General features: G+C 49.1%; 27 protein-coding genes and 1 pseudogene. 9 read left to right on the plus strand and 19 right to left on the minus strand.

All coding sequences use genetic code 11. The annotated features are described in order from the left end of the window. Nucleotides 1-144: 144 nt before the first annotated feature. From KH703_RS05645 to KH703_RS05655, 3 genes are read left to right on the plus strand one after another with little or no spacing between them, the layout of a single operon-like run. Nucleotides 145-642, plus strand: a complete 498-nt coding sequence (locus KH703_RS05645) for a hypothetical protein (RefSeq protein ID WP_304294827.1) — start codon at nucleotides 145-147, stop codon at nucleotides 640-642. Then, nucleotides 614-1,234, plus strand: coding sequence for a methyltransferase (locus tag KH703_RS05650; RefSeq protein WP_304294829.1), 621 nt, complete (start codon nucleotides 614-616; stop codon nucleotides 1,232-1,234). Before KH703_RS05645 ends, KH703_RS05650 begins: the two co-directional genes overlap by 29 nt. Continuing rightward, nucleotides 1,234-1,713 (plus strand): hypothetical protein, encoded by a 480-nt coding sequence (locus KH703_RS05655; RefSeq protein WP_304294831.1) that lies wholly within the window; start codon nucleotides 1,234-1,236, stop codon nucleotides 1,711-1,713. Before KH703_RS05650 ends, KH703_RS05655 begins: the two co-directional genes overlap by 1 nt. A 575-nt stretch (nucleotides 1,714-2,288) precedes the next feature. Here the strand turns inward: KH703_RS05655 and KH703_RS05660 are convergent. The 9 genes and pseudogenes from KH703_RS05660 to KH703_RS05700 all read right to left on the minus strand — a co-directional run bounded on the left by KH703_RS05660 (nucleotide 2,289) and on the right by KH703_RS05700 (nucleotide 11,046). Next, entirely contained in the window at nucleotides 2,289-2,681 is a 393-nt protein-coding gene (locus KH703_RS05660; RefSeq protein WP_295150746.1) for a hypothetical protein, read from the minus strand. A 519-nt stretch (nucleotides 2,682-3,200) separates the two neighbouring features. Further along, complete coding sequence (locus tag KH703_RS05665; protein WP_304294834.1) at nucleotides 3,201-3,815, minus strand: hypothetical protein; 615 nt, start codon at nucleotides 3,813-3,815, stop codon at nucleotides 3,201-3,203. Nucleotides 3,816-3,892: 77 nt separating this feature from the next. Further along, nucleotides 3,893-4,672 (minus strand): hypothetical protein, encoded by a 780-nt coding sequence (locus tag KH703_RS05670; protein ID WP_304294836.1) that lies wholly within the window; start codon nucleotides 4,670-4,672, stop codon nucleotides 3,893-3,895. 369 nt (nucleotides 4,673-5,041) lie between these two features. Further along, nucleotides 5,042-5,665, minus strand: a complete 624-nt coding sequence (locus KH703_RS05675; RefSeq protein ID WP_304294837.1) for a hypothetical protein — start codon at nucleotides 5,663-5,665, stop codon at nucleotides 5,042-5,044. Between the two features lie 66 nt (nucleotides 5,666-5,731). Next, nucleotides 5,732-7,066 (minus strand): GNAT family N-acetyltransferase, encoded by a 1,335-nt coding sequence (locus KH703_RS05680; protein ID WP_304294839.1) that lies wholly within the window; start codon nucleotides 7,064-7,066, stop codon nucleotides 5,732-5,734. Between the two features lie 129 nt (nucleotides 7,067-7,195). Next, a complete protein-coding gene (gene aroC, locus KH703_RS05685) occupies nucleotides 7,196-8,311 on the minus strand; it encodes a chorismate synthase (RefSeq protein WP_304294841.1) in 1,116 nt (371 codons plus the stop codon). 245 nt (nucleotides 8,312-8,556) lie between these two features. Then, nucleotides 8,557-9,219, minus strand: a pseudogene (gene rnc / locus KH703_RS05690) (ribonuclease III); the annotation flags it as partial. A 401-nt stretch (nucleotides 9,220-9,620) separates the two neighbouring features. Next, complete coding sequence (gene rnhA, locus KH703_RS05695) at nucleotides 9,621-10,043, minus strand: ribonuclease HI (protein WP_177387132.1); 423 nt, start codon at nucleotides 10,041-10,043, stop codon at nucleotides 9,621-9,623. Beyond that, entirely contained in the window at nucleotides 10,021-11,046 is a 1,026-nt protein-coding gene (locus KH703_RS05700) for a lipopolysaccharide assembly protein LapB (RefSeq protein WP_304294844.1), read from the minus strand. Before KH703_RS05700 ends, rnhA begins: the two co-directional genes overlap by 23 nt. A 60-nt stretch (nucleotides 11,047-11,106) precedes the next feature. Between KH703_RS05700 and dnaG the strand changes: the two genes are divergently transcribed. The 4 genes from dnaG to KH703_RS05720 all read left to right on the plus strand — a co-directional run bounded on the left by dnaG (nucleotide 11,107) and on the right by KH703_RS05720 (nucleotide 14,965). Continuing rightward, entirely contained in the window at nucleotides 11,107-13,239 is a 2,133-nt protein-coding gene (dnaG, locus tag KH703_RS05705; protein WP_304294845.1) for a DNA primase, read from the plus strand. Between the two features lie 9 nt (nucleotides 13,240-13,248). Beyond that, nucleotides 13,249-14,232 carry an argininosuccinate synthase domain-containing protein gene (locus KH703_RS05710; protein ID WP_304294846.1) on the plus strand — a complete coding sequence of 328 codons (984 nt, stop codon included), beginning with the start codon at nucleotides 13,249-13,251 and terminating at the stop codon, nucleotides 14,230-14,232. Nucleotides 14,233-14,388: 156 nt separating this feature from the next. Next, nucleotides 14,389-14,511, plus strand: a complete 123-nt coding sequence (locus tag KH703_RS05715; RefSeq protein ID WP_304294848.1) for a hypothetical protein — start codon at nucleotides 14,389-14,391, stop codon at nucleotides 14,509-14,511. Next, on the plus strand, nucleotides 14,504-14,965 hold the full coding sequence (locus tag KH703_RS05720) for a hypothetical protein (protein ID WP_304294850.1): 462 nt from the start codon (nucleotides 14,504-14,506) through the stop codon (nucleotides 14,963-14,965). Before KH703_RS05715 ends, KH703_RS05720 begins: the two co-directional genes overlap by 8 nt. Before the next feature lie 492 nt (nucleotides 14,966-15,457). Here KH703_RS05720 and KH703_RS05725 read toward each other — a convergent pair whose 3' ends face one another. The 8 genes from KH703_RS05725 to KH703_RS05760 form a co-directional block, all read right to left on the minus strand. Continuing rightward, entirely contained in the window at nucleotides 15,458-15,598 is a 141-nt protein-coding gene (locus KH703_RS05725) for a hypothetical protein (RefSeq protein ID WP_304294852.1), read from the minus strand. A 62-nt stretch (nucleotides 15,599-15,660) separates the two neighbouring features. Further along, nucleotides 15,661-16,011 carry a hypothetical protein gene (locus KH703_RS05730; protein ID WP_304294854.1) on the minus strand — a complete coding sequence of 117 codons (351 nt, stop codon included), beginning with the start codon at nucleotides 16,009-16,011 and terminating at the stop codon, nucleotides 15,661-15,663. Nucleotides 16,012-16,352: 341 nt separating this feature from the next. Continuing rightward, complete coding sequence (locus KH703_RS05735; RefSeq protein WP_304294857.1) at nucleotides 16,353-16,547, minus strand: hypothetical protein; 195 nt, start codon at nucleotides 16,545-16,547, stop codon at nucleotides 16,353-16,355. A gap of 103 nt (nucleotides 16,548-16,650) precedes the next feature. Continuing rightward, entirely contained in the window at nucleotides 16,651-18,000 is a 1,350-nt protein-coding gene (locus KH703_RS05740; RefSeq protein WP_304294859.1) for a CAP domain-containing protein, read from the minus strand. Next, a complete protein-coding gene (pckA, locus tag KH703_RS05745; RefSeq protein ID WP_304294861.1) occupies nucleotides 17,975-19,558 on the minus strand; it encodes a phosphoenolpyruvate carboxykinase (ATP) in 1,584 nt (527 codons plus the stop codon). The genes KH703_RS05740 and pckA overlap by 26 nt, the downstream gene beginning before the upstream one ends. 132 nt (nucleotides 19,559-19,690) lie before the next feature. After that, a complete protein-coding gene (locus KH703_RS05750) occupies nucleotides 19,691-21,529 on the minus strand; it encodes a biotin/lipoyl-containing protein (protein ID WP_304294863.1) in 1,839 nt (612 codons plus the stop codon). Nucleotides 21,530-21,571: 42 nt separating this feature from the next. Next, a complete protein-coding gene (locus KH703_RS05755; RefSeq protein ID WP_005871492.1) occupies nucleotides 21,572-22,933 on the minus strand; it encodes a TRAP transporter large permease subunit in 1,362 nt (453 codons plus the stop codon). Nucleotides 22,934-23,026: 93 nt separating this feature from the next. Next, complete coding sequence (locus tag KH703_RS05760; RefSeq protein WP_304294865.1) at nucleotides 23,027-23,596, minus strand: TRAP transporter small permease subunit; 570 nt, start codon at nucleotides 23,594-23,596, stop codon at nucleotides 23,027-23,029. 96 nt (nucleotides 23,597-23,692) lie between these two features. Here KH703_RS05760 and KH703_RS05765 point away from each other — a divergent pair, with 96 nt between their 5' ends. Next, nucleotides 23,693-24,304: a disulfide bond formation protein B gene (locus tag KH703_RS05765; protein ID WP_304294867.1), complete on the plus strand. Its 612-nt coding sequence runs from the start codon at nucleotides 23,693-23,695 to the stop codon at nucleotides 24,302-24,304. A 17-nt stretch (nucleotides 24,305-24,321) separates the two neighbouring features. Here the strand turns inward: KH703_RS05765 and KH703_RS05770 are convergent, their stop codons facing one another. Next, entirely contained in the window at nucleotides 24,322-24,705 is a 384-nt protein-coding gene (locus KH703_RS05770) for a type II secretion system protein (protein ID WP_304294869.1), read from the minus strand. Between the two features lie 63 nt (nucleotides 24,706-24,768). Beyond that, a complete protein-coding gene (locus tag KH703_RS05775; protein ID WP_304294871.1) occupies nucleotides 24,769-25,542 on the minus strand; it encodes a 3'(2'),5'-bisphosphate nucleotidase CysQ in 774 nt (257 codons plus the stop codon). Between the two features lie 149 nt (nucleotides 25,543-25,691). On the opposite strand from KH703_RS05775, the gene KH703_RS05780 reads away from it, so the two are divergent. Continuing rightward, nucleotides 25,692-26,378 carry a SapC family protein gene (locus KH703_RS05780; RefSeq protein ID WP_304294872.1) on the plus strand — a complete coding sequence of 229 codons (687 nt, stop codon included), beginning with the start codon at nucleotides 25,692-25,694 and terminating at the stop codon, nucleotides 26,376-26,378. Nucleotides 26,379-26,932 lie beyond the last annotated feature (554 nt).

The following is a 26,932-nucleotide window of genomic DNA, read 5'->3' on the forward strand; positions in this document are numbered from 1 at the left end:
TTTAACTAAAATTCCATAAATTTTAAGACGGAATTTTAAAATTTCATCGCAAAATTCTAAGATACGCGCAAATTCTTAGCGGGCGCAAGAAAAGTTAGAATTTTTTGCTAAAATTTTGCGAAATTTACATAAGCAGGATCAAAAATGAAACTTCCCAAACAGCTTTTAGATCGTTACGCCGTGGAGCGCCAAAGCGCAGGCGAGGCGCAGCGGACGGCGAATGAGATCGCCTTTGCGCCTGTAGTTTTTCAGGTAAGCAGGCTGATGAAAAAATTTGGAATTTTAAGCACGCTTAATGAGGCACGTGACGGGCTAAGCATAGAAGAGATCGCGAAGAAGCTCTCGCTTAGCGAATACGCCGTAAAGCTGCTTTTGGAAAGTTCACTTAGCATCGGCACGGTGCTTCTGTGCGGCGAGAAATTTCGGCTTAGCAAGGCGGGGTATTTTCTACTCACCGACGAGCTCGTCGGCGTGGATATAGACTTCATCCACGACGTGTGCTACAAGGGGCTCTTTAGGCTCGAAGAGACGCTAAAATCGGGCAAACCAGAGGGGCTAAAGGTTTTTGGGCAGTGGGCTACGATCTACGAGGCGCTTTCGCATCTGCCGCCGCATGTGCCGCAAAAGCTGGCTCGCGTTTGATCATTTTTATTCGGATTTGGCGTTTGAGCCCGCGCTAAAGATCATTTTTTCGCGCAAGACAAATAAAATTTTAGACGTAGGCGGCAACACGGGGCGCTTTGCTAAGCGGTGCGTAGGCTACGACGAAAATGTGCGCGTCACGATAATGGATCTTGCGGGGCAAATTTCGATGATGAAAGACGCCGTCGCAGGCGCGAAGGGTGCAGAGCGCATAGACGGGCTTGCGGCTGATCTGCTAGACCCCGCTACGCGCTTTCCGCGCGGCTTTGACGCGATCTGGCTCAGTCAGTTTTTGGACTGCTTTGCAGAGGAGCAGATCGTAAGCATCCTCGCGCGCGCGGCGGAGTCGATGAGCGCGAAGGCGCGGCTTTATATTTTGGAGCCGTTTTGGGACAGGCAGCGCTACGAAACCGCCGCGTATAGCATGACGCAGATCAGCGTATATTTCGCCGCCATGGCAAACGGCGATAGCAAAATTTACCACTCGGACGATATGGTTAAATTTACGCAGCGCGCGGGACTTAAAATTTCGCAAATTCACGACGGGCTGGGCGTCGGACACACGCTGCTGTGCTGCGAAAGGGCGCGATGATGGATGCGCGAAGTTTAAGCGCGCGGCTAAACAAGCCGATTAAAATTTTGCTAGTGCTCTTTGGAATCGGAATTTTGGCAAATGTGGCGATGGAATTTTATGCGGAGAAAAAACGCGGCGAGCTAGAGCGAAACTTCTGCGAAAGCAAACAGGTGCGAGATGCACTAGCGCGGATAAACGAGGGCGCGCCGCGCAGGATCGACGATGTTACGACTTTAAAAGGCGCCGCATGCGAAGGTGATAGCTTCATATACGATTACGCGCTAAATAGCTCACCTAATTTAGACCTTAGAGCGCTGGATGCGGGCGATGCAGAAATTTTAAAAGAGATGCTGTTTGCCAAGGCGAAGGCCGGCTTTTGCAGCACAGAATTTTCGCAGCGCCTGCGGGAGCTAGGCAAAACGATGGTGTTAAATTACGAAATAGAGGGCTTGCCGCCAATACGGCTAAAGCTTGATAAAAATAGCTACGAACGGTGAATTTTAAAACCTAAGCGAGGCATTTGATAAGCCGCCTTTTGTGTGACGGTATATTGGCGGCTGGCACCTTTGTAAGCTTGCGAGCGAGCTTACACTTTGACGCAGAATTTTATGCGAGCAGGTCGCGGATAAAATTTAGCAAGATTTTATCGCCGCAAATGCAGCGTAATAAATCATAAAATTCTGATTCAAAATCTACGATGCTGTTTCAAATAAAATTCCGCGCAATTTATAGAATTTCGCGTTAAAGCTTTACGCGGTGTTTGCGCTGCTACATAGATATAATTCCGCGTGAAATAGTCAAATTTTAATGAAAAACGCCACTGGCAGAATCTGACGCAAAATTAGATCGCAGCTCAAAAAGGACTCACGCGTTTTAGCGCTTTGTGACGGCGAAATACACGCTGATATGCGCCATGCTATACGCGGCGGCGCAGTAAAAGCCAAGCAGAGATTTTGCATGTTGCTTTTGCGCAGGCGAAATCGAAAGCGAAGCGGATAAATTTTAAACGAATTCGGCGCGGGCGAGCAGGCAAAGGCTCACGCCGCGCTAAATTTTAAATCTCGCGCAAGCCCTACTTGCAGTCGCTAGGCTTAAATTCTACCCTTATAAATTCTTCGCCACTTTTTATCTTATAGCTCCATATCGCGCTGTTTATTAGCGGATGCATTACCTTCATCTGGTTGCAAAAAATTTGCTTATTTTGGCTATCTATGACATTTTGTATCACGGTTTTTTGATCATTTCCGACACTGTCAAATTTCATCCCCATGCCGTCATTTAGCTCGTAGTTGTAGATAAAGCTGCCATCCTTGCACTCAGCGCCCGTTAACGTGGTAATCTCGTCGACTCGCATCGGCGCACTCTTATTGATGCCTTCCACAGCCGCTTTGAGTTGGACATTATCGCAGCTTGGTGCCGCAAAAAGCGCCGCGAAAGCAAACGGAAGCAATAAAAATTTTTTCATAATTCTCTCCTTAAAAAATTTAGTAATGATATAAAAATTAATATTAATCGCTGCTTTAAATTTAGATCGAATTTTTGGTGCTGCGAATATGAAATTTTATGCAAGCGTAGCTGCGAACGCGAAAAGTTTATTTGCGGAGTTTAGCCCTAAAATACGGAATTAGGCGGTATGTCAAGGTGAGGAATTTGTCGGCTCGCCGCACTTAAATATGAGCTTCTGAGTTAAATTTAATAACGCGATTTTTGCGGAAATTTAACTCAGCTTGCGAAATAAATTCGATGCTTAGAGTACCAGCAAACTCGGTATCAAAATGATTTAATGTCGCAGGCGGGATAAATCTTACAAGCAAGCGCGCATTTGAGTATTTTAAAGCCATGCTAATTATATCAATAAACAAAATTTAGGCGCGACGATCCGCAAGTGCGTGTCGTAAGATCGCCGCGACAAATTTTACTACAAGATGGCGGGCAAAAATAAGCGACTAGATGCCGCTTACTACGCACAAAGGCGTAAGCGCGATTAATTATCGTTGATTACGTCCAAAATCTCTCTAGCGTGCACGGCGTAATCATTCGCCATCGATTTTTGAAAAATCCCGCCGATCTGCGCGTACGAGCCCTGACCGCCGCCGAAAAACTCCTCCTCGCCGAAGTTGCGCTCGTTTACGGCGATATTTTGGTTGTAGATTGGCTTTCCGTTTTTAAACATTTTTAAGCGTAGATTGTAGCGCACGTAGGGCTTCGCCGAAACGTCGATGCCGTCGGAGCTGTAAAAGCCAAAGCCGAATGAGCTAAGCTCGGGCGCAATGACGAGCCCTTTGCCTTGCAGCGCTTTTTCGTCTTCAGTGACGCTCACGCGCCTTAGGTAGGTGCCGAAGAAGCGCTTTGCCTCGCCTGCGACGAACTCGCCGACATCGATTTTAAGCTCATCGTCTCTGCCTAGCTTCGAGCTTGCGGCGTAGCTTTTCGTCCCCATTAGCTCGCTAGGGATATAAATGAGCGCGCTTTGCATGGCGTTAGTCGCGCTTATAGTGTCGTCAAACGGCGCTACGTCGGCGTTTTGATTAAACTGCGCTTCGTATGCGCAACCGCTAAAAAGCGCGCAAAATATTGCGGCTAGAAAGAAATTTTTCATTGTTTGCTCCGTGTAAAAATTTTTGTAATTCTACCCCACGGGTCTAAATTTTATGCTGAAACTGGCGGAATCGCTCTTTAGTCCAAGCTGAAAAACCGCCTAAGCTTACGCTTAAACGTGTCTTTTGGAATTTGCGTATCGCTAAAGTCATCGCTCCAAATTTCGTTTTTATCAGTGAAATAGGTAAAATTTTGCCAATGCGGGATAAAATTTGTTTTCTGCTCCACGGTTATATTTTTGTCTTTGCAATACTGCAAAATTTCATCCAGTTCGCGCTTTGAGTAGATGTTTATCAAAAAATAGTTGCGATTTTTAAATTTAATCACGACATTTTTATTTAGCAGACTTAGCGGCTCTTTGTTTTTGATCAACATAAAAATTTTAAATGGCAAAACAAGCAAGATAAAATTTATCGTATAGTATAAAAACAGTGCCAGTTTACCGATATGCACCCCAACAGATGATTTTTTATAAAGCTCGTAGGAGGTAAAGTAGTGAAATCTACCGAAGCTATCCATAAGCTCTGAAACCACGCAAAAGCTTATTTTCTCTATATCCGTAAGATTGCATATTTTATTGGGCTCTGTACCTTGCATGAAATTATAAGATAGCTTGTAATTATAAAACGTAAAATAAGAGGCTTGGAAATTGCATTTTACGTACCACCATATCTGTGCGATGAATAGCACTACGGCGCACAATACCATAAACAAATCGTCGCCTTTTATAATATCCATAAAAGTGGCATTAGTCGTATATGCAGAGTAAAAAAGCACTATGGATAAAAATAGGCTTTTTTCTTGAAAGTAAACCGCTCTGTCTATGATTTTGATTGGCTCTTTGTCATAGTCTCGCATAAAATTCCTTTTCGGTATGATTTTTGACGAAGCGCATTTTATCACCGCCTCGCTTTCGACGCGTTTAAAGATGCGGGATATTTACAGAGGCGCTTGCGGCGAGTTGCGACGAGCGGTGATCATCCTCACTAAACGGCGGACAATGTGGCGCTATTTGCGACTAGTTATGGAGCTTTTCAGACACAGAGCGAGCTTATTTGCGACTGCTTCGAGGACTACTGCGAGCATCGAGCGATCTCATCTGCGATTGCCGCGGACAGAATTTTGCTCGAAATCAAGCCCCAATCTCGCCGCGAAATACTCGCGCAGCATCCGCCTTTGCGCTTCGTTTACGTTTAGCTTTATCCGGACATTCGGCGAGTCTAAATTTCACGCCTTAATGTCGTAGCTGAAATTTTTCAAAAAATATATCCGTAAAGCCTCGCGCTCGGCGCGGCTAGGACGGATGCAAAAAAATACCGCCGCGCCTGTATCGTCCTTGCCGCGCAGTAGCAGGCAATCGCGCAGTCGTAACCCCACTCGTCCGTCTAGCCTTCGCGCGACGACGAGCTTTGAAGCGATCAAAATCGCAAAAATGCCCGTCGCTGCATAGATCGCAGCTTCGACAAAGCCGAATTTTATCGTCAAAAACACGCCCGCGACGTATGCGAAAAGAAGCAAGAATTTTAAAATTTCTTGCAGTTTCAAAAACCGTTCGTAGCTTATAAACGGCACGCGAAACGTCCGCACGAAGCCGAGCGACGGCTCTATCAGATCGACGCATCCAAGCATAAGATCGTATTTGTCTAGCCCTCTGCGAAAGGATATTTTAAGCTCGTCAAATTCCACGCGCGCCGCCTCTTTGCTACCGCTTCGCAGATAAAGTAACGCTAAAAACATAAAAACGATCGTCAGACTAGGCTTGGCTTGCAGCGAGCGTAGCGGGCTGTCCGTGTAAAACAGCTCCCCCGATTCGCCGATGTCCAAAGAGATAAAAATGCAAAAAAAACGCAAGGATCGCTACGGAGAAAATTTTATAAAACGTATCGTCGCAGATAAGGCTGAATTCGGGCTTTTGCATTAGTTTTTGTATAGCGGCGCGTCGGTGATTTTAAATCTAAATTTATTGCCCGCGCCGATAAATTTCACGAAGCTCGCTACGTCAAATCCCTGCTGCGGCGCGCTTAGCGGCGGCTTAGCAAGGATCTCGAAGCTTAGCCCCGCGTAGTTGAAAAACTTGCCGCAGCGCCAAAAGCCGTGTCTGCCGTAGAATTCTATGCGGCGTAGGCGCTGCGCGAGGTTGGGCGCGTCCTCGTGCGGCGGCTCGATGTCAAGGATGATTTGCGCGCGCGGATTTTGCGTGGCGATGAGTGCGAGCAGCCTTGAGCCGATCCCCAGCCCGCGAAATTTCGCATCTATCGCAAGGTACGCTACGTAAAAAAACTCGCCCTGCTTGCTACTTGAGGGTTCGCTCTTTTCGCAACGCAAAATTTTACTTTCATCGCGGCGCGAAATCCCGTTCTCATCGTAGCGCAAAATCTTTCCCTTCGCGGTATCGGACGAAATTTTGCTCTTCGTAGCGCTCGGTGGAATTTTGCCGCGCACGCTCACATTTGAAATTTTATCTGTCGCGATACCGCGGCATAGTATTTCTCCCGCACTTGCTTGCTTTAAATCGCCGCCCGCACGTTTTATATTATCGCTTGCTAGCCCTTGATCCGCGCCCGCACCCAAAACCCCGTCGCTAACGCTTAAATCTGAAATTTCATTGTTCGTAACGTAGCTTGAAATTTCGTCGCTCGCAGCGCCGAAAGATCCCGCATCGCAGGCGAATTCCGCGCCGTTATGGGCTTTGGATATTAAAATTTTATCCGCATTTAGGCGAGGCGGCGGCTGTTTGTAGTGCGAAACCGCGCGCTTGTAGGTTTGCTCGGTCCTATAGACGCAAAACCCAACGAGCTCCTCGCCGCTTAAATTTTGCGCCGCCGCATTGGAATTTTCGCTTGCCTCCGCGCTGGGATTTTTACTTTCCAAGCTGGATTTTCCACACGTCGCACTGGATTTTTTATCAGTTGCACTGCGATTTTTGGAATTCAAAGAGGCGAATTCTGCCGCGCTGCGGTTATCCGCATCGGAATTTTTACCCGCAGCGTCACGATTTTGGCTCGCTTCGCCGCGATCTTGCGATCCCACGCATAAAATTTCACTCGCCGCCGCGTGATGTTTACCCGTAGCGCCGCCAGTGTCCAGGGCGCTAAAATCCTCGAAAATCGCCGCGATTTCAAGCTGTCCTTTGCGCGACATTTTTAAGAAATTTTTTATGCTGATACGCTCGATTTCGGGGAACGCTGCGACGTTGATCGCCTCTATGCGCGCGATCAGTGCCGAGTCCTCGCCGATACGCTCAAGTCTCATTTGCCCTCCTTGTCGCGATAGGCATACCGCGTAAATTTAAAATTTGCCCGCCTAGCTCGCGGGGATTTCATCGCTCGACCCTTAAATTTAATGAAATTTCGCAAAATTTAAAGGACCGCTCGCATAAATTTAATCTTCGCCGTAAATTCGCTTTAAATTCCCCAGCGTCGCGCTCGCGTTTAGCAGCAGCGCATCGGCGATCGCCAGCCGCGCCATTGCGGTAGCTACGACGCTGCCGCGCACGGCGATACACGGATCGTGCCGTCCGCGCAGCTCGCAGACCGCGTCTGCGCCGTACACGTCCACGCTGCGCTGCGCCATGAAAATGCTCGGAGTGGGCTTAAAATGCGTTGTTATCTCGATAGGCGTGCCGCTACTTATGCCGCCTAAGATCCCGCCTGCGTTGTTGCTCGCAAAATTTGCGCCGATCTTGCCGCCGTTGGTGCGGATCGCATCATTGCTAGCGCGCATAAAATCGTTGTTTTCGCTACCTTTTAGCGTGCTTGCTTTCACTCCCGCGCCGATCTGCACGGCCTTTACGCCGTTTATGCTCATCATCGCGCCCGCAAGCGCCGCATCCAGCTTACCGTACAGCGGCTCGCCGAGCCCCGCAGGCACGCCCGTAACGCGAGTTAGTACGCAGCCGCCGATGCTATCGCCCGCATTTTTGACGCTTAGAATTAGCTCCTTTTGCGCGCTCTCCACAGCGGGATCGAGTGCGAAAATTTCGCTGTTTTGCGCAAAGTCGAAGTCTAAATTTTCCGCGTAAATTTCGCCCACGCCGCAGATTCCGCTTTTTACGGAAATTTTAAAGTGATTTAGCAGGATTTGCGCAAACGCTCCTGCAGCCACGCGTACGGCGGTTTCGCGCGCGCTTGCCCGCCCGCCGCCTCGGTAATCGCGCAGTCCATATTTGGCAAAATATGAAAAATCGGCGTGTGCGGGGCGGAAAATATCCTTGAGGTTTTCGTAGTCCTTTGAGTGCTGGTTTGCGTTGCGGATGATAAATCCGATCGGCGCGCCGGTGCTGCGACCGTCAAAAATTCCGCTTAAAATTTCGATCTCGTCGGCTTCTTTGCGGGGCGTAGCGTATTTGCCGCCCGGTTTGCGGCGATCGAGCTCGCTTTGGATATTTGAAGGCTCGATCGCCACGCCAGCCGGAAAACCGTCCAAAACGCCGCCTATCGCCGCGCCGTGGCTCTCGCCGAAGGTGCTAAGGCGCAATCTCTCGCCGAAGGTGTTCATAGCGCGCCTCCTTGATCGCTATCGCGTCCGTTTTGTTCGGCATTTCTGTTTCGCTCATTGCTTTTTTTAGCGCTCAGCGTGCCGCTAGGTACGCCGGTGCGGTCGCTTTTTTTGCTACCCTGCGCCCGTCCGTCGCTATTTCGTGAGCCTTTTTTGCCGTCCTGAGCGCAGTTCGCGCCGCTTTGTGCGTCGCCGCATGCTGTTTGCTCGCCATTTTCCGCGCTAGTGCCGTGCGAGGCGCCGTTTTGTAAAAGCTCGATCGCGATTTGCGCGCATTTTTGCTCGGCTTCTTTTTTGCTAGCTCCCACGGCGGAGGAGAGCCGCTTGCCGCCAACAAGCGCCGCCATTTCGAAGCTTTTTTTATGATCGGGACCGCTCGAGCCTAAAAGGATATATTCGGGCGTGACGCCGAATTTTGCCTGCGTGAGCTCTTGCAGCGCGGTTTTGTAGTCTTTAACGAGCTCGTTAAAGCTGATGCGCGGATAGAGGATTTCTAAGATTGCAATCGCGATGCGGGCAGTGTTTTGCAGCCCGCTCTCGAGATAGACGGCGCCCATTATCGCCTCAAACGCGTCCGAAAGCAGCGAGGGCTTCTCACGCCCACCGTTGCGCTCCTCGGACAGCGACATATTCAGGTTCTCGCCGATGCCCAAAAATTTTGCAAATTTAGAAAAGCTACTTTCGTTCACGAGCGCAGCGCGCAGCTTGCTCAGATCACCCTCGTCGCTGCTAAATTTTTTGAAAAGATACTCGCCCACGATCAGATCCATCACCGCATCGCCTAAAAATTCCAGCCTCTCGTTGTTGTGTCCGTTTTTGGCGCTTTTGTGTGTAAGAGCGATCTTGAGGTGGGCCTGGTTTTTAAATTTATAGCCCAGTTTTTCTTGTAATTTTTCTAAATTTTGCATCTTTGCCCTTTATTATAAAATTTTACGAAATCCGCGGCGGCTCGCACGCAAACGGCATCCGGTGCGAACAAAACCCGCACAAGCGAAACGAACGAGTGCAGGCATAGCCCGCGCTAAATTTGCATTAACGCGGCGAATGAAGCGCGCTAGCTACGGTCTACGACGAATAAAATTTAAACGCGCCTGCTAATTCTAATGCAAACTGCGCCGAAGCCCGATTGCCGCAAATTTAATCCTCGCCAAAAACGCATCTGTAGCAAAGACAAGAGCCCGATTGCGTGAGCAAACGCACTAAAACCGGCTTCGGGTGATAAAATTTACGCCGAAGCGGCTCTGCGTGCAAAGCAAACGCGGGTAAATCCATGCTAAATCCGCGCAACCGCAAGCTTCGCCGCAAAATTTTAGCCCTTTATCGCTTCCGCCGCCGCGCGAGCCATAGCGTCGCACTCCTCGTTTTGCGGATGACCCGCATGCCCCTTGACCCAGGAGGCCCTGATCTCGTGAGGCGCCGCCGCCGCAAGGTATCTGCGCCACAGATCCGCGTTTTTCTTGCCCTTAAAATCGGTAACGACCCACTTTGCGAGCCAGGAATTTATCGCCTTAACGACATATTCGCTATCGGTAAAAAGCTCGACGCGGCAGGGCTGCTTAAGCGCGCTAAGCCCCATTATAGCGGCCGTTAGCTCCATTTGATTATTGGTCGTCATCGCTTCCGCGCCGCTTGCCTTTTTTATCGCGTCGCCGTATTGCAGTATGTAAGCCCAGCCGCCCGCTCCAGGGTTTCCGAGGCAGCTACCGTCGCTAAAAAGTTTGACCGATTTCACCGGTTTTCTCCGAAATTTGCGCTCTTATTTCCATGCTGCCTAGCTCGTAGCAGACCGGACAGCGGTGCGAGAAGAGCCCCACCGAGCTTTTGCACTTCGCGCAGGTGTAGCTAAAGCTAAGCCCCGCGTCCTCAAAGCCCGCGTCTTTCATAGCTATAAGTGCGTTGATCTCAAAAATTTTACTCGCGCTCTGCGGCTTTTGATCGCTTTTTCCGAGCGCGTAAAAAAGGGCGTTATACTCCGCATCCTGCGTATTTACCGCCGCAGGGAAATCATAGATCAGATCGATAGCCTGCTCGATCGGCGGGAAGCGGTCAAAGCCCTCCATAGGCTCTTTGTTTTTGATAAAAAGCTCCATGCAGAACCGCCCCGCGCCTTTGAAATTTAGCTTTGAAATTTTAGCGATCTTCTTATTAAACGGCGTATTGGCGTCGTTTGCGATGATCTGAGCGCGCTCGAACTGGCTTTGAGCATATACTTCGGCGTCCTGCTCGCGCAGCGCGTCAAGCACCTCAAGCGCCTCATTAAAGCGCTTCAGCCGCTCATAAATCACCGTAAGATGCGTAAGGGCCTCTTTGTTTCTGGGGCGCAGCTTCAGCGCCTGCAAAAACACCTCTTCGGCGCGCCCCAAAAAGCCCGCTTTGAAATATACGATACCGAGATTGGTAAGGATAAACTCCCTCTGCACGCCGCCGCTAGCCTTGCTTAACGCGATTAGATAAATTTCTATCGCGCGCTCGAAGTCGCCGCTTTTGACGAAAGAGCTAGCTAAAATTCCAAGCGTCGGGATGTCTATCTGCGGGCTTGCCAAAAGCTGTCTGTGCTCCGAACTAAGCGCGTCTAGTGTGTCAAATTTTTTGATAAAATTCTCTAGGCTCTGCCTCTCGTTTTTTTTAGAAAAAACTCCCCAAATGTAGCTTAGAATCGACACCAGTAAGATTATGCTTATCAGCATGATAAGCCCGAAAATCGGGTCGCGATCGTCTAAGAAAAAATTATCCAAATCAAACCTCGTCGCAAAAATAAAGGGCAATTATAGCAAAGTGCGGGTATAATTTCGCTTATGATTAAAAACGAAAGCATAGAAAATCTGCTGGCCACCGTAGATATCGTAGACGTCGTAGAAAAATATGTCCCGCTTAAGCGCAGCGGCGCAAATTTCGTGGGCGTCTGCCCTTTCCACGACGATTCGCACCCGAGCATGAGCGTGAGCTCCAAGCTTGGAATTTTTCACTGCTTTTCGTGCAAAGCGGGCGGTAACGCGATTAAATTTATCCAAGATTACGAAAAGATAAGCTTCCCAGAAGCGGTCGAAAAGCTTGCGGGGATGTATAATTTCGCGCTGCAATACACCGGCGCCAAAGTCCAGGAGCGCAGCGAAGAGAAGAAGGTGCTCGGGATTTTAAACGCCTACTACCAAAGCTGCCTTTATCAAAATCCTGCCGCCGTAAAATACCTACACGATCGCGGACTGAGCGAACAAAGCATTCGCAAATTCGGCCTTGGCTACGCAGGAGCTAGCGTGCAGACGATCAGGGTTTTACAAAACGAAGAAATTCCGCCGCAAGACGCGCTAAATGCGGGCGCGGTAAAGCAAAACGAGCGCGGGCTCTACGCAAGCTTCATCGAGCGCATCACCTTTCCGATCTACAACCACGCGAGCAAGCTCGTGGGTTTCGGCGGTCGCACGATAAGCGGCAACCCAGCCAAATACGTCAATTCGCCGCAGTGCGCGCTGTTTGATAAATCTAAAATTTTCTACGCATTCGACCTTGCGAAAAAAAGCGCGATCGCCAAAAAAACCCTCATCATCACCGAGGGCTACATGGACGTCATCATGCTGCATCAAGCGGGCATCGACAACGCCGTAGCGGTGCTCGGCACGGCGCTGACGCCCGCTCATCTGCCGCTTATAAAGCGCGCGGAGCTTAACGTCGTGCTTAGCTTCGACGGCGACGCCGCGGGCATCAATGCGGCGATAAAATCGGCGCGGCTTTTGTGCCTAAATAAGATCGACTCAAGCGTCGCTATAATCGGCGGCGGCGCCGATCCTGCGGATATGATTGCGGCGGGTAAGGTGCGCGAGCTAGAGCAAATTTATGCTAGCGGCATGGAGAGCGGGGAGTTTCTGATCCGAAGAATCGCTAAAAAATACGACCTCACCCGCCCCGTGCAAAAAGAAGCGGCGCTAAATGAGATCAAAGAATTTACCGCAGCGCTCGGCCCCGTGCTCGCCGAGTCCTATCAGAGCCTAGTGGCGCAAATTTTAAATGTCTCGCCCGCTTCGTTTAATCTCTCTAGCGGCGGTAAAAATTTCGGCGCGGGCTTTGAGGGGCGAAATTTTAACGAGGGCGGGAGCTTCGGCTCTTACGATTTCGGTTCTTACGAAGGGCGCGGCGCAGACGGCAAGGGCGGTGCGAGCGGAAGCTTAAACGGCGGAAATTTTATTCGCGCGCAAAACATGGCGCTCTATGAAAGCTCTGCGCCGCCTGCGGCTTCGGCGAGGCTCGGGCGGACGCTACTGCGCCGCAAGGAGATCGCGGAGCTTCAGATCATAAAATCGATGCTGCTCGATGGCGAGATGGCACAGCTCGGGCTCGGCTGCTTGGAGCGGCGCGATTTTCGCATGCACGGCGATATTTTCGAGGCGTTTTTGGCTTTCTCTCGCAGCGGCGGAAATTTTAAAAATTTCATCGCGGGCGAGAGCGGTAATGCGGATAGTAATGCAAGCGAAAATTTTACCGCGGGCGGCGCGGGAGAAATTATCCAGGGCGAGAGCGTAAATTTAAAAATCGGCGAGAATTCTAGCGAGCAAAATTTTATCGAGCAAGGCTCTGCAGGCGCCGTAAATTTAAAAGGCTCCTCCGCGCAGCAGGGCGCAAACGGCGGTGAGAAGCAAGAGGGTGCAAATAACGGCGAGAAACGGAGCTCAAACAGCGGTGCAAAGCAAGGCGAGAGGGAAGCCGCAGCTCAAAATGCCCAAAGCGCTCAAAGCGAGGCCTACGAAAATCTGCGCGCACTCGCACTGGACGATGAAATTTTGCCGATCGGCGGCGCAGCGCTTTTTAACGACGCGTGCAAAATTTTACGCCGCAACGCCCTGCAAGATCTGATGCAAAAGCTCAAAAACTCCGACGCGCCCGATAAGATCGAGCGGATCTTGGAGTATCAAAAAAAGATCAATCAACTCAAGTAAAGGAACGAAATGAAGGCATTGGCGCTCTTTAGCGGCGGGCTTGACTCCATGCTCGCGGTCAAACTCATCGTCTCGCAAGGCATCGAGGTGCTCGCGCTGAATATGGATATCGGATTTGGCGGCAAGGACGATAAGAGCGAGATCATGCGCCGCAGAGCCGCAGCCGCGGGGGCGGATTTTAAAAGCGTCGATATCAGAAGCGAATATCTACGTCAGGTGCTTTTCGAGCCCAAATACGGCTACGGCAAGCACTTCAACCCCTGCATCGACTGCCACGGATATATGTTTAAGACCGCGCTTGCGATGCTACAAAGCGAAGGGGCGAGCTTCATCATCACTGGCGAGGTGCTCGGACAGCGCCCGATGAGCCAGCGCGCGCAGGCCTTAGCTCAGGTCGGCGGGCTTAGCGGCGATGAGGAGGGGCTGATCCTGCGTCCGCTGTGTGCGAAGCTGCTGCCGCCCACTACGCCCGAGATCAAGGGCTGGGTAGATAGGGGCGCGCTGCTTGACATCAGCGGGCGCGGGCGGGCTAGACAGATGCAACTGGCGGCGGAGTTCGGCTTTGAGGATTACGAAACGCCGGCGGGAGGCTGTTTGCTAACCGTGCAGAGCTTCAGCGAGCGGATCAAGGATGCGGTAAAATTTGAAAAGATCGAAACGCCCGCAGACGCTGAAATTTTAAAATTCGGGCGCCATCTGCGCTTGCCGGGCGGCGCCAAGCTCATAATCGGTCGGGATGAGAGCGACAACAAAAAGCTTGCCGCAGTGCAAAATCCAAAATTTAGCGAGATAAAATTTAAAGACGACGTCGTGGGCGCGCTAAGCCTGCTAAGTAGAGGCGCGAGCGAAGCGGATAGGGCGCTTGCGGCGAGACTGGCGCTAACATACGCCAAAACGGACGCCGCGCGCCGCTACATCGTACTCATAGAGGGCAGCGAGCTGAGCGCAAGCCCATTTGAGAGTAAGGATGCTGCGCGTGGGTATTTTGTGTAAAATCTAAACCGCCATCCAGGTTGTATTTGATAGGCGTAAAAACGACAATGCTTGAAGCGAGCCTAAAATGCGGCTGGCACAGGGCTAAATTTTACCGCTGCTAGCGTTAAATTTAAAAGCAAAAGCGAGCAAATTTTACAAATTTAAGGAGCGTTTATGGAGTATTTCAAGCCTTTTATCGCAAGTATCGCAGGCCGCGCTAGAGATGACGATCACACGAGCGCGCACGATCATATCATCGCGCCGCTACTGCAAAATGCGCTCGCCGCCTATGTCTAATAACGGCCGCAAAGATAGTATCGTGGGGGCATTCGGTAGCGTGGAGCACCCGCTAAACTTAAGCGAGTTTAGTTTTCTCGTGCGCGAGCGGGGCAAATTTCGCCTCGATACCTCTTGCGAATGCGTAAACGGCGCCGAGATCTTTTGGAACGCCTGCAGCTTTAGGCGCGGCTCGGTTATTATTTTGCTCGAGGGAGAGTTTGATCCGGCGCCTATTTTGCGCCGCTGCGCCGAGATAAGCATAGACGAGACGCCAAATATGGGCAACAGCCCCTCGGCAACCAAGCTTGCTAAGCGCGCGATGAGCGAGGGGCAGATCGCCGTGCTTTTTAGCGCTTCAAACGGGATAGAGCGGATGGATATCTACGCTCCCGAGGCGGTGCGGGATAAAATTTTAAAACTTGCGGATGAGATAAACGGGGGATTAAATTTAAAATTTAACCGCGAAAGCTAGAGATATGCGTATAAATTTCGGCGTGCAGTGAGAATTTTAAGACGCTAGACGTTAAATTTAAGTAGCAAGAGCATGAAAATAGAAGCGAGGCAATATAAGAAAAAATATGAATGAAACCGCGCTATAGGCAGGCTTTTGAGCTGGCTGGCAAAGCATCTTTCATAGATACGAAAAGCTTGGCGCGTAGATTTTAAAATTTACGGCGGACAGGCGAAGCGCTTGCCGCAACTGTGCAAAACTCAATCTACATTGAAGCAGGCAAATTGCAAAATGTTCGCAAATTTATTCGCCTTTTTGCAGTCTGAGCCGATCGCTGGCTTTCTCTAAATTTTAGCTCAAGAAAGCAAAATACGCTCAAAGCCTCGTAGCAAAGTAGCGGCTCGCGCGCCTCAAAATGCAAGCAAAATTCGCTCAAGGCGGCAAAAGCGTAGGCTTTGCCGTACGGCGTCGCTTTTTAGATAAATTTAAACCGCGCTGTGCTTCGGATAAATTTTAAAAATCCCGCACTGCATCAAACCACTCCTGAGTTTTGCTCCGCGGTATCTCAAAGCGCGCATTATCCGCTATCTGGCGCACCGCTACGTAAGCGTCCTCGCGCTCAGGCGTCTCGATATTCGGTAGCTTATTTATCACGCCCACGAGCTCCTCTATGACCGCCCTTGCTTCGCGCTCGCAGCTCGCTTTTTTGATCGCTTTTAGCGCGGTTTTGTAGGCGCGGCTTTGCCGTTTTTACCTTCCCAGTTTGTAAAGAGGATATTAAATTCGCTCTCAAACCACGCCTTTTTACGCAGCTGCGCGACGGCGGCGTACTCAAACTCTCGCGTTTTAGTAAGCGCGGCAAACTCCTTTTTAAGCGCCCTGCCTGCGTCTCGCTCGACATTCCACGCGATAAAATAATTAAGCCCGCTCCACGATTTAAGCGGCCCGCTCAAATCGCGGCAGTATCTTATCTGGATGGAATTTAATCCCTCAAGCGCGCTAAGGGCACGCAGGTTGCAGACGGCGCCGTTTAGACTGACGCTTTTTAGCGCGGAAAACTGCAACAAACTCTCGCAGTCAAATGGCTCGCCGCAAACACCGGTAGCTTAAACGGCTCCGCGCCCTTGGCATCATCCTCGCGAAAGCAAAAAGAAACGTCTTTAAGCCCGCCCGCATCCTCGATCGTAAAATTTTCCGCCTTGCCGTAAAATTCCGCCTTACGCGTATCTGCACCGAGCCGAACGCAAATTTTAAAGCGATCGCAGTCTAGACTTAGGCGGCGGATGTGAGCCTTGCTAAAATCTAGCTAGACGTCTTTTTGCGGCGCCCAGAAAAAGCTCTCTATCTCACGCTCCTGCGACCACTGCGCAAAACTCGCGTCGTTGCCCGCATAGTAGAAAAACCTAGGTCAATGCCCGCCGGCCGGTATTTGCATGCCGTCAAATGCGCTCCACGAAATGGGCGTATCCGCATCTATATAGGCATCGGCATCGCCGTAGCCCTTAGGCGCTATGCTAAAGCTGCCTTGCCCCGCGGGGATATCCACCTCATGGCTATTTTCGCCCGTTAGCGAAATATAAAATTTACCTTCGTTTTTTGTCATGATCTATCCTTTTATCTGCCTTTTGCAAGCGGTGCGTCGCGTCTGCAAAGCAAAACCCCTAGCCTACAAGCGGGCATTGCGCCAAATAGCCCTCCCGCACCCGTCATCTCCGCCTTCTTGCCAAAAGATAAAACAAAATGATCGCCGTCAAAATCGCCGCAATTGCGGCGTAAATTTTACCCATGCCGCCGTAGCTTTTGGAGTCGTCGCTTAAATACAGATTTATTATCGCGCCGTTGTCTGTCGAAATTTCAAGCTTCGCGCCCTTTGCGCCGTTTAGTTTTACGCGCAGCATATTTGCCGCTGGGCTTGAAATTTCGGGCTTATCCATAAAGGAGTAGCTGGTTTTGTAGCTTTTCATCAAATCGTTGCAGTCTTTCGGGGCTACGAATATATCGTAAAACGCGCCGTTTTTCACGCTCAAATTTTCTCCGCCTTGCACGACGAAGTATCTAAATTTGGGCGCTTGCGTGATAAACTCCCACCGCAGCGTCTTTTGCTTCCCGCCCTGCTCGTAATTAAACTCCGCGCCGTATTTAGCGTCAAATTTGAAAACCTCTCTGCTGAAAAGCACGAACTGCCTGTCACTCAAAATCGCGTTAGGATCGGAGTTTTTGTCTAAAATTTTAACGTTTTGAAGCTCCCTGCCGCCTTCGTAAATTTTAAAACTTTTCATCGTTACGGGCGGTTCCTTGGCATTAAATTCCACGCTTACGGGGTTTGCGGTGATTTTGCACTCGGGTATGGGATCCGGAATTTCATTGCTGAAAAACGCAAGCGCGGGCTCGTCGTTCGGGTAGTAGACGTAAGGGCGCGAGTTTAGCGCAGTGGCGCCTTTGAACTTATCCTCCCTCATCCGTAGCGTTTCGTTTTTGCACATCCCAAGTAGAAATTTGCCGCTTCCTTTGTCGTTTAAATTTCGCGAGCAAAAGGCGTTGAGGCGCGAATTCCCCATCTCAAAAACGTAACTGCTTTTTTTGTCGTGCTCAAAATAGCCGATGCCGATCTCATCCGAGGCAAAATCCAAAAATGCAAATCTATGGTAAATCGCGCTTAAAAGCCCGTCGATCGCGCTTTTTAGATCGCCTGAATTATAGGATAAATTTTCTCTCACGACGGCATTATAGCCTGCGTAAAAAGCGCGCTTTGACGGATTTTCGCCCGTAAAGCCCGCTCGGCCCGCGGTTTCGTCGTGCGACATCGCCTCGTTTGCGACGACATATTTTGCGTGATTAAGCGCGGAGGTATTTAAAATTTCATTCTGCGAAAGCTGATTTAGCCCCGTTTTGGCGCGCACATTGTTGATGTAGCTTAGCGGATCGTCGTAAAAGGAAAAGCCGCTCATCGCAACGAGCGGCTGTTTTAAATTTGAGGGGGTATTTTCGCATGCGGCAAAAAGCGCGCAGATCGCCCCAAGGCCCAGGAGCCTAAGTCGTAGGGCCCGCTTTGGCAAACTCGACCCCCTCTTTTACGTCCTCGTAGCGTTTAAAATTCTCTTCAAACATCTTTGCGAGCTTATCGCGCGTGATCTTATATTCCGCCGGGTGCGTCCACGTATTGATCGGATTTAGCAGCTTCGTCTCGACGCCTGCGAGCTCTTTTGGGATCGCTAGGTTAAATTTCTCGAAATTTTCAAATTCGCACTTTTTGATGCTGCCGTCAAGGATCGCGTTTATGCACGCGCGTGTGGCTTTGATGCTCATTCGCTTGCCCACGCCATACGCGCCGCCGCTCCAGCCGGTGTTTACGAGATAGACGCTGACATTGTGCTTATCGATCTTTTCGCCTAGCAGCTTAGCGTAAACGGTCGGGTGCAGCGGCATAAACGGCTCGCCGAAGCACGCACTAAAGGTCGCTACAGGCTCGGTGATACCGCGCTCGGTGCCTGCGACTTTTGCCGTATAGCCGCTTAGGAAATAATACATCGCCTGCTCTTTGCTTAGCTTTGCGACCGGCGGCAAAACGCCGAATGCGTCGGCGGTTAGGAAGATTATGTTTTTCGGATGGCCGCCCGCAGAGCTTGGCTCGTAGCCCTCGATATGATAGATCGGGTAGCTGACGCGGGTGTTTTCGGTCTTGCTGCCGTCTTTGTAGTCCACGACGCCAGCTTCGTTGGCGACCACATTTTCAAGCAACGCGTCGCGTTTGATCGCGGCGTAAATTTCAGGCTCGCTGCTCGGGTCTAAATTTATGCATTTCGCGTAGCAGCCACCCTCGAAGTTAAATATCCCCTCATCGTCCCAGCCGTGCTCATCATCGCCGATTAGCTTGCGGTTCGGATCTGTAGAGAGCGTCGTTTTGCCAGTGCCGCTTAGGCCGAAAAATAATGCCGTATCGCCCTGCTTGCCCACGTTTGCCGAGCAGTGCATCGACATTTTGCCCGCAAGCGGCAGCCAGTAGTTCATCATCGAAAAAATTCCCTTTTTCATCTCGCCGCCGTACCACGTGCCGCCGATAACCGCGACGTTTTCCTCGACGTTAAAGATAACGAAAACGTCGGAATGCAGTCCGTCGCTCGCGTAATCTTCGTTTTTGCATTTACACGCGTTATAAACGACGAAATCGGGATGAAATTCCGCTAGCTCGCTCTTACTTGGGCGGATGAACATATTTTTAACAAAATGCGCCTGCCATGCGACTTCGGTTACGAAGCGCACGTTTTTACGGCTGGATTTGCTAGCGCCGCAAAATGCGTCCTGAATAAAAATTTCCTTGCCACTTAGCTGAGCTTTGGCTTTGGCTAAAAGCTTGTCAAAAAGCTCTTTTGAGATAGGTTGGTTTACCTTGCCCCAGGCGATGTATTTTTGGCTCGGGTCCTGCTTTACGAAGTACTTATCCTTTGGGCTGCGACCCGTAAAGATGCCAGTATCGACCATAAAAGTACCGTTGCTTGACACGCGCCCTTCATTCATCGCCTTTTCAAGCTCAAAAAGCTCGTCGTAGCTTAAGTTGTAGTTGATTTTTTTGATATTTTTAAGACCTAGTTTATCCAGATCGTTTGGAGTCGTCATTTTGCGTCCTTTTTAAATTAAATTTTGATAAAAGATTGCGCTATTATAGCTTAAAATTTAGGTGAGCTCGCTTAAGCACCGAGGATGGTCGCCATAAAATTTAGGCGGAAGCGCCCGCCTAAATTTTAGAGCTTATCTTAAAATCGCGAGCACCTGATCGGCATCGACCGTATCGCCTTGAGCGACTAAAATTTTATCGATTACGCCACCACGCGGGCTTTCGATATTTATCTCCATCTTCATCGCCTCAAGAACGATGACATTCTGTCCCGCCTTAACAGCGTCGCCTTCCTTTATTAAAATTTTAAATACATTACTAGGAAGCGTCGCTTTTATATCGTTATCGTCCGTACCACCTCGCGCGTCAGCAGTGGACTGCTCATGGGTGGAGCTTTGCGGCTGCGGCTTTGCGGGCGCTGAGGTATTGAAGCTGACGTCGTATCGATCGCCGTTTACGAGCACGTTTTGTCCGGCAAATTCTACGCTGTAAATTTTGCCGTTAATCTTAACGTCAAATTTGCCGTTTTTAGAAATACCGCTTTGATGACTTTCGGCGGGTGCTACGTCCTCTTTTTTGCGGCTCATAACCTTACCCTCGCCTTTTAAAAACGCGATGCCCTTTTCTTTGCAAGCAAGCGCGATAAATATGTTCTCCTCGCTAGGCTCGATGCCCTGCTCGCGTAGAATCTTCTGCGCATACGCAACGCTCTTGCTCTCGTCGGCATCGGCTATATCTACGGCGTGTTTGGTCGTAGGCTGTAGTCCGAGCTGCTCCGCCGCCATCTTAATCACGCCGTCGTCCGGCTTAACGGGCGTTTTGCCGAAATAGCCTAGCACCATCTTGCCGTAGCCTTCGGCGATCTTTTTCCACGGGCCGAACATTACGTTGTTAAACGCTTGCTGGAAATAAAACTGGCTAACCGGCGTCACGCTCGTACCAAAGCCGCCCTTTTCGACGACCTCGCGCATAGCCTTGATGACGGCTGGGAATTTGTCTAAAATTTTATTATCGCGCATCATCTGGGTGTTTGCGGTAAGCGCGCCTCCTGGCATCGGCGAAAACGGAATTAGCGGGCTTACCTGCGTAGCCTCGGGCGGCATGAAGTAATCCTTCAAGCACTCGCCCAAAACCTCTTCGTATTTTAAAATTTTCTCTGCATCCAAGCCTAGGTCGAAATTTTGCCCCTTCGTCGCGTGCAGCAGCGTGAGGATGTCCGGCTGGCTCGTGCCGCCGCTTACGGGATGCGCGGTAAGGTCGATGCCGTCTACGCCCGCAACGAGCGCAGCCTGATAGCACGCGACGCTAACTCCCGCCGTCTCGTGCGTATGCAGGCGGATATGCACTCCGTCGCCTAGAATTTTACGCGCGCGCTTGATCGTCTCATAGACCTTCTGCGGGCTGCTGGTGCCGCTTGCGTCTTTGAAGCAGACGCTGTCAAACGGGATCTGCGCGTCTAAAATTTGACGCAAAATTCTCTCGTAAAACGCCGCATCGTGCGCGCCGCTGCATCCAGGCGGCAGATCCATCATCGTAACCACGACTTCGTGTTTAAGGCCGTGACGATGTATGCACTCGCCGCTAAATTTTAAATTTTCCACGTCGTTTAGCGCGTCGAAATTTCGAATCGTCGTCGTGCCGTGTTTGGCAAAAAGCTTGGCGTGCAGATCGATGATCTCGCGGCTGCCTGTATCGAGCGTGACGGTATTTACGCCGCGGCTAAGGGTTTGCAGGTTCGCCTCAGGCCCCACGATGCTTCTAAATTTATCCATCATCTCAAAGGCGTCTTCGTTTAGGTAAAAATACAGGCTCTGAAACCGCGCGCCGCCGCCAAACTCGAAGTGCGTGATGCCGGCGTCTTTGGCCGCGCTAACGGCAGGCAAGAAGTCCTGCATCGCCACGCGCGCGCCAAAAACCGACTGAAATCCGTCGCGAAAAGTCGTATCCATAACGTCGATAAGCTTTTTAGCCATTTTTTAGCTCCTAGGTTAAATTTAGCGTGAATTTTAATATTTCTAGCCTAAAAAAGCTTTTAAACCGAAAACCCCCGGAAAGATTGCGAGCGTTAATAGCACTAGAATTTGCAATAAAATAAAAGGTAGCACGCCCTTGTAAATATCCGTGGTATGGATTTGCGGAGGCGTTACGCCCTTTAAGAAAAATATCGAAAATCCAAATGGCGGCGTCATAAACGACGTTTGTAAATTTACAGCGATTAAGATCGCAAACCACACGGGATTGATATGCAAAGACTCTACTATCGGCAAAAGTATCGGCAAAATGATATATGAAATTTCGACATAATCGAGAAAAAATCCAAGCACTATGATAACTACCATCGTAAGCGCGATAAATCCCCATGCTTGACCGGGCAGATTCTCCATAAAATTTTTTACGACCTCATCTCCGCCCGTGTAAGAAAAAATCATCGAAAATGCCGTGGCGCCCATCAAAATCATAAAAACCATGCCCGAAATTTTAGCGGTATTTTTTAACGCGTCATAGATCAGTCTAAACGAAAATGTGCGGTATAAAACAGCTAGCGCTATCGCACCCAAGCAGCCTACCGACGAGCTCTCCGTAGGCGTAGCGATGCCCGCAAAAATAGATCCCAAGACGAGCAAAATCAGCACGAGCACCGGCACGACGTTTTTAAGCGCGATAAAAATTTGCTTTGATTTGCTAAGTCCCTCTAGCGGCGGAACAGGCGGCGCATAATCTTTGCAAATATATGAAATAATCGCAATATAAATCACGTAAAAACCCACTAACACGAGCCCAGGAATAACTGCTGCGGAGAAAAGGTCACCTACCGAAACGGAAAGTATATCTCCTAAAATAATCAGCACGATCGAGGGCGGAATAATCTGCCCAAGCGTGCCCGCAGCAGCGATAGTGCCGGTAGCTAGGGGCTTATCGTAGCCGTATTTCATCATCACGGGCAGGCTGATGACGCCCATAGCGATGACGGTTGCGCCCACGATGCCCGTCGTAGCCGCAAGTAATGCGCCTACCAAAACGGTACTAATCGCCACGCCACCTCGTACGCCGCCGAATAAAAATGCCATCGACTCTAATAAGCGCTCCGCAAGACGAGTCTTTTGCAAAATCATACCCATCAAAATAAAAAGCGGCACCGAAATTAGCAGCTGATTTTCCATAATCGAGTAAATTCTATTAGGCATCAGTGAAAAAAATTGCCTACTCATATCCTCGAAAGCTTCAGTTAAAATTTCAAAGCCCTGCGCGTAATCCCATGCCTCACTAAGTCCGTAGATAAAGCCGAAAATCACCGCTACAGCACCGAACGTAAACGCAACGGGAAAACCCAGTAGCAGCATAAAAAGCGCTGCCGCAAACATCACTATGCCTATCATAGCTCGCCACCTTTTATCTCGCCGTGGCAAAATTCCGCCCAAGCGCGAAAAGCGTAAAATTTATAGAATTTTAAATTTAAGCTCATTTTGCCCTCACACACTCTGCGCGCCCGAAGAATTCCCACTAAGAAATTCCGAGCCCTTGTTTTCCCTAACATCAAGCAGGGCGTTAATATTTTTAATCAAAAATCCAAATGCGTAGATAAATAAAAACGCGTAGCTAAGTGTGATTGCAGACTTGATGATCCAAAGATGCTGCATGCCGCCGGGATTGGCGCTGGCCTCATGGCTCGTATAAGCCTCGCTCACATAATCGATCGAAAAGAACGCCACGAGCGCCACGAAAGGCAAAATGAAAAATATCGTGCCTAAGATATTTATGAGCGCTTTTGCAGTGGGATTAAATTTTTCGTAAAAAATATCCACGCGAACGTGGGCGTTTTCTTTGAGCGCGTAGGTCACACCGAATAAAAACATCGCCGAATATAGCCACCACGTAAGTTCTTGCATAGCGACGGAATTTGCGGCAGGGAAAAGATAACGCGCCACAACATTGTAAAAAACGACTATAACTAAAAGCGCCAAAAATACGATACTCAATACGCCTAAGATATTTGCGAACGCATCAAAAGCTCTTTCTAATCTGCGTAAAAAACCCTTCAAAATTTTACCCTTTGCTTGAAATTTTTGTTATAAAAGCTGGGATTTTAGCAAAAATATCTGCAATTTATTATAAAATTATGCGCGGAAAGGATTTCTATGATTTTAAAATTTCAAAACAGATACTCTAAAAGATTTCTCGCTTTTTGCGCTATCTGGGCGCTTTTTTGGCTAGCGTTTTCATATTTTTTCTTGCAAAAATTCCTTTTTATCTATCCGGAAAGCTTTAGCATTCACGTGAGATTCGCACTTTGCGCCATAGCGCTAGGAGCGGTAATTTTAGCGGTTTGTAGCAAGGACGTTTACGGCGCTATCTGCGGATATGTGGTGTGGTTTTACGGCGCGGCGCTAGGATTTGTCTCGTCGCTAAATTTAGCTAAAATTCACACGGTACTGCGAGGGAACGGAGATATGAGCGGGATGAGCGGCTGCGGTGGAGCGGTGAGATTTTTAAATTTTGATTTAAGTGTGGTGCCAATTTTTAAGCCATTTAACAGCTGCGCATTCGACGTACCGGCCGTGCCTGCTGGTGCGGCGCTAGAGGGATTGCAAGCCAAGCTAACGGCGCTTTATAGCGGAGGTTGGTATCTGTTTCCGACAAGCAAAAGCGTGGATCTAGCGCAATTTTGGAGTTTTATCTTTATATTTTTCGCAATTATTTGGATGATTGGAATTTTTCTTGGATTTATAAATAGAAAGGCGCAGAGGTAGTCCCTGCGCCAAAGAAATCATTGGACAATTACTAGTGCATTGGAACTATAAAGATTTTCTACGGTTCTTAGATTTGCCGAATTCCAAACTGTAGCGCACAAACCATCATATCCTTTTGTAAGGGTAATTTGCGATGCACTATTATATGTGTATGTGGCACAGACTGAACCTCTAGCCATAATAGGATTTGCCACATTCGTCATGTTGGTTAAATCTGCACTATAGCTCCCTTGTGAAGTATAGTATCCTATCATATCACTCAGAGACATAACTATGCTCTGTGTTGCCCTTACTACCTCTGCGTCGTCGCGTGTAGCTGCTAGTTTTGGAATGGCAATTGCCCCCAAAACACCTAAAATCACGATCACGAAAATTAATTCGATCATAGTAAAGCCCTTCATGTTTTTATCCTTTGATAAAAAATTTTTGGACTTATATTATAAGACGTTTACTATAAATTTAGCTTAAAAATTCTTCGCAAACTCCAACATTTCAGGTAAAAATTTCATAGCATTCGCGCCGACCGCCAAATAATGGTTATTTATCAAGCTTTTTCCATTATAAAGAGGTGCTTTCATCGTCTTTAAATCCACTACCGTTCCGCCGCTTTGATGCAGCAAAAAATCCCCCGCGGCGATGTCCCAAAGCGAACAATCGCTAAATCTCGCATATGCGCTGGCGCCCCCCTCGGCTAAGATACAAAATTTTATTGCAGAGCCTTTGCGCACTAGCTGCATTTTAAATTTTTGCGCAAATTGCGGATATTTTTCGGATTTGCTATGTCGGCCGTGCATGAAGATTTGCGGCGCGCTAGCGGGGCGAGCGAGCAGCGCGCCGTTTTTATAGACTCCGCCGCCATTCGAGCTATATATGTCGCCGCTTACGGGCACGCCGATCGCCGATAAAATCGGGCGCCCATGCTCGATCAGCGCGATGCAGACGCAAAACTCGCCGTTGCGTGCGATAAACTCCTTCGTGCCGTCCAGCGGATCTATGAGCCAAAATCTCTCCTCGCTCATGCGCTGCTTGCTATCCAGCACGCATTCTTCCGAGCAGATCGCGATGCCGCTAGGCTCCAGGGTGCTCATTATTACATCATTTGCCGCGAGATCCGCATTCGTAAGCGGCGATCTGTCCGCTTTGATGAAAATGTCGAATTTATCGTAGTTTTGCATTATCGCGGCGTTTGCCTTTTTTGCGGCGTTCGTCGCGAGCGCTAAAAGCTCATCCAAGCCCACTTTCGCTCCTTAAATTTAACGGTGATTCTATCAAATTTAAAATTCTAAACGTCTAAATTTACGCAAGTAAAAACAGCCGAAATTCCAAAACCCTTTAGAATTTTAATATTCTTTTTTATATAATTGCTAAAATTTTTTAAAGGATCAACATGACTCCAGTCGTATTAGATAGCGTTAAACACGCGGATTTACAGTATCACGCGGATGCATTCCCTACCGCGCCTTTCGTACCGGTGATCGCGCCGGAGATCCCGTTTTGCGCGGACAACCTCGTTATCGTATTTACCATCGAAAAAGAGCCCAAAATGGTGGCGCTGCTAGGGCGCACCAAAAACGTTCTAATCGATAAGGATTATAAAGGAACGGTGCCTTCCTCGGTGCAGAATTATCCGTTTTTCCTAGCCCAGATCGGCGAGCAGACGGCGATCTGCTTCGATGAGGACGCGCAGCAGATCAAGGGCGACGGCGAGGCGCTTTTTAAAGACGGCAAGCCGACGCCGTTTTTGGAAAATTTAAAAGAGGTGATGAAAAATTACGCAGATTTGGATATGCGCACGCGCGTTGCGGCGGCGGAATTTCAAAAGGCGGGGATTTTAGAAGCCAAGGAGCTTGGCATCAACTCTAGCGGCAAGGAATCGTCCCTGCTAAACGGCTTTTCGGTCGTAAATCGCGAAAAACTTTTGAAGTTAAGCGATAAAAAGCTTGCGGATTTCGCGCGCCGCGGATATCTGGAGCTAGCGTATTTCCACTTAAAAAGCCTTGCAAATTTTCAGCGCCTAGGCGATAAGATCATGCAGCTCGATCCGCCGATCGCGCCGAAAGAAGCGAAAAAATAGAACATTTTCGCCTCCTAAGTAGCTCATAATTTTTAGAATTTAATGTCGCGGATTTGTAAATTTGCAAAACTTACGATCGTTTCGGGGCTTGAAGTTGCCATAACCGCATGCTATCTTGAAGCCCTAGGAAGCTTTATTCGCGGCTAAACTAAATACACTGCAAATCTAGTCCTAAAATTTTAGCATAGGGTTTTATAACAAAAATTTTGCAACAACACAGTACGCAAGATTCCACGCTTAAAATTTCAAGCAAGAAATTTTACTATAAAATTCTATTAACTATAAAATTTAATTTAAGTAGATCAATTTATAAAATTTTATCCACACTGCCTAAAACTTTAGTTTTAAATTTAATCCTGCTCTTGCGCTGAAATTTTACTCGCGATTTATAAAAATTCCCGCGGCTCGTAGATTTGTAGGCCGCGCGCATTGCTGCTAGCAGCATTTATCATCGCGCGGACACTACTTGCGCCGTTAAGCGGCCAAATTTACCGAACGAGCAAGTAGCAGTTTAAAAACATCGCTGCGATCTGCTGTTGCAGGTGAGCATCAGG

It is taken from the genome of Campylobacter gracilis (assembly GCF_018374135.1).
Lineage (GTDB): Bacteria > Campylobacterota > Campylobacteria > Campylobacterales > Campylobacteraceae > Campylobacter_B > Campylobacter_B gracilis_A.

Excerpts from the sequence above, each read along its gene's own strand:
- KH703_RS05660 (WP_295150746.1), bottom strand. The coding sequence starts at position 2,681 with ATGAAAAAATTTTTATTGCTTCCGTTTGCTTTCGCGGCGCTTTTTGCG.
- pckA (WP_304294861.1), bottom strand. The coding sequence starts at position 19,558 with ATGACGACTCCAAACGATCTGGATAAACTAGGTCTTAAAAATATCAAA.
- KH703_RS05715 (WP_304294848.1), top strand. The coding sequence starts at position 14,389 with ATGGAGTATTTCAAGCCTTTTATCGCAAGTATCGCAGGCCGCGCTAGA.
- aroC (WP_304294841.1), bottom strand. The coding sequence starts at position 8,311 with ATGAACACCTTCGGCGAGAGATTGCGCCTTAGCACCTTCGGCGAGAGC.
- KH703_RS05650 (WP_304294829.1), top strand. The coding sequence starts at position 614 with ATGTGCCGCAAAAGCTGGCTCGCGTTTGATCATTTTTATTCGGATTTG.
- KH703_RS05655 (WP_304294831.1), top strand. The coding sequence starts at position 1,234 with ATGGATGCGCGAAGTTTAAGCGCGCGGCTAAACAAGCCGATTAAAATT.
- KH703_RS05720 (WP_304294850.1), top strand. The coding sequence starts at position 14,504 with ATGTCTAATAACGGCCGCAAAGATAGTATCGTGGGGGCATTCGGTAGC.
- KH703_RS05780 (WP_304294872.1), top strand. The coding sequence starts at position 25,692 with ATGACTCCAGTCGTATTAGATAGCGTTAAACACGCGGATTTACAGTAT.
- KH703_RS05770 (WP_304294869.1), bottom strand. The coding sequence starts at position 24,705 with ATGAAGGGCTTTACTATGATCGAATTAATTTTCGTGATCGTGATTTTA.
- dnaG (WP_304294845.1), top strand. The coding sequence starts at position 11,107 with ATGATTAAAAACGAAAGCATAGAAAATCTGCTGGCCACCGTAGATATC.
- KH703_RS05645 (WP_304294827.1), top strand. The coding sequence starts at position 145 with ATGAAACTTCCCAAACAGCTTTTAGATCGTTACGCCGTGGAGCGCCAA.
- KH703_RS05765 (WP_304294867.1), top strand. The coding sequence starts at position 23,693 with ATGATTTTAAAATTTCAAAACAGATACTCTAAAAGATTTCTCGCTTTT.
- KH703_RS05670 (WP_304294836.1), bottom strand. The coding sequence starts at position 4,672 with ATGCGAGACTATGACAAAGAGCCAATCAAAATCATAGACAGAGCGGTT.
- KH703_RS05680 (WP_304294839.1), bottom strand. The coding sequence starts at position 7,066 with ATGAGACTTGAGCGTATCGGCGAGGACTCGGCACTGATCGCGCGCATA.
- KH703_RS05735 (WP_304294857.1), bottom strand. The coding sequence starts at position 16,547 with ATGACAAAAAACGAAGGTAAATTTTATATTTCGCTAACGGGCGAAAAT.
- KH703_RS05755 (WP_005871492.1), bottom strand. The coding sequence starts at position 22,933 with ATGATAGGCATAGTGATGTTTGCGGCAGCGCTTTTTATGCTGCTACTG.
- KH703_RS05710 (WP_304294846.1), top strand. The coding sequence starts at position 13,249 with ATGAAGGCATTGGCGCTCTTTAGCGGCGGGCTTGACTCCATGCTCGCG.
- KH703_RS05665 (WP_304294834.1), bottom strand. The coding sequence starts at position 3,815 with ATGAAAAATTTCTTTCTAGCCGCAATATTTTGCGCGCTTTTTAGCGGT.
- KH703_RS05750 (WP_304294863.1), bottom strand. The coding sequence starts at position 21,529 with ATGGCTAAAAAGCTTATCGACGTTATGGATACGACTTTTCGCGACGGA.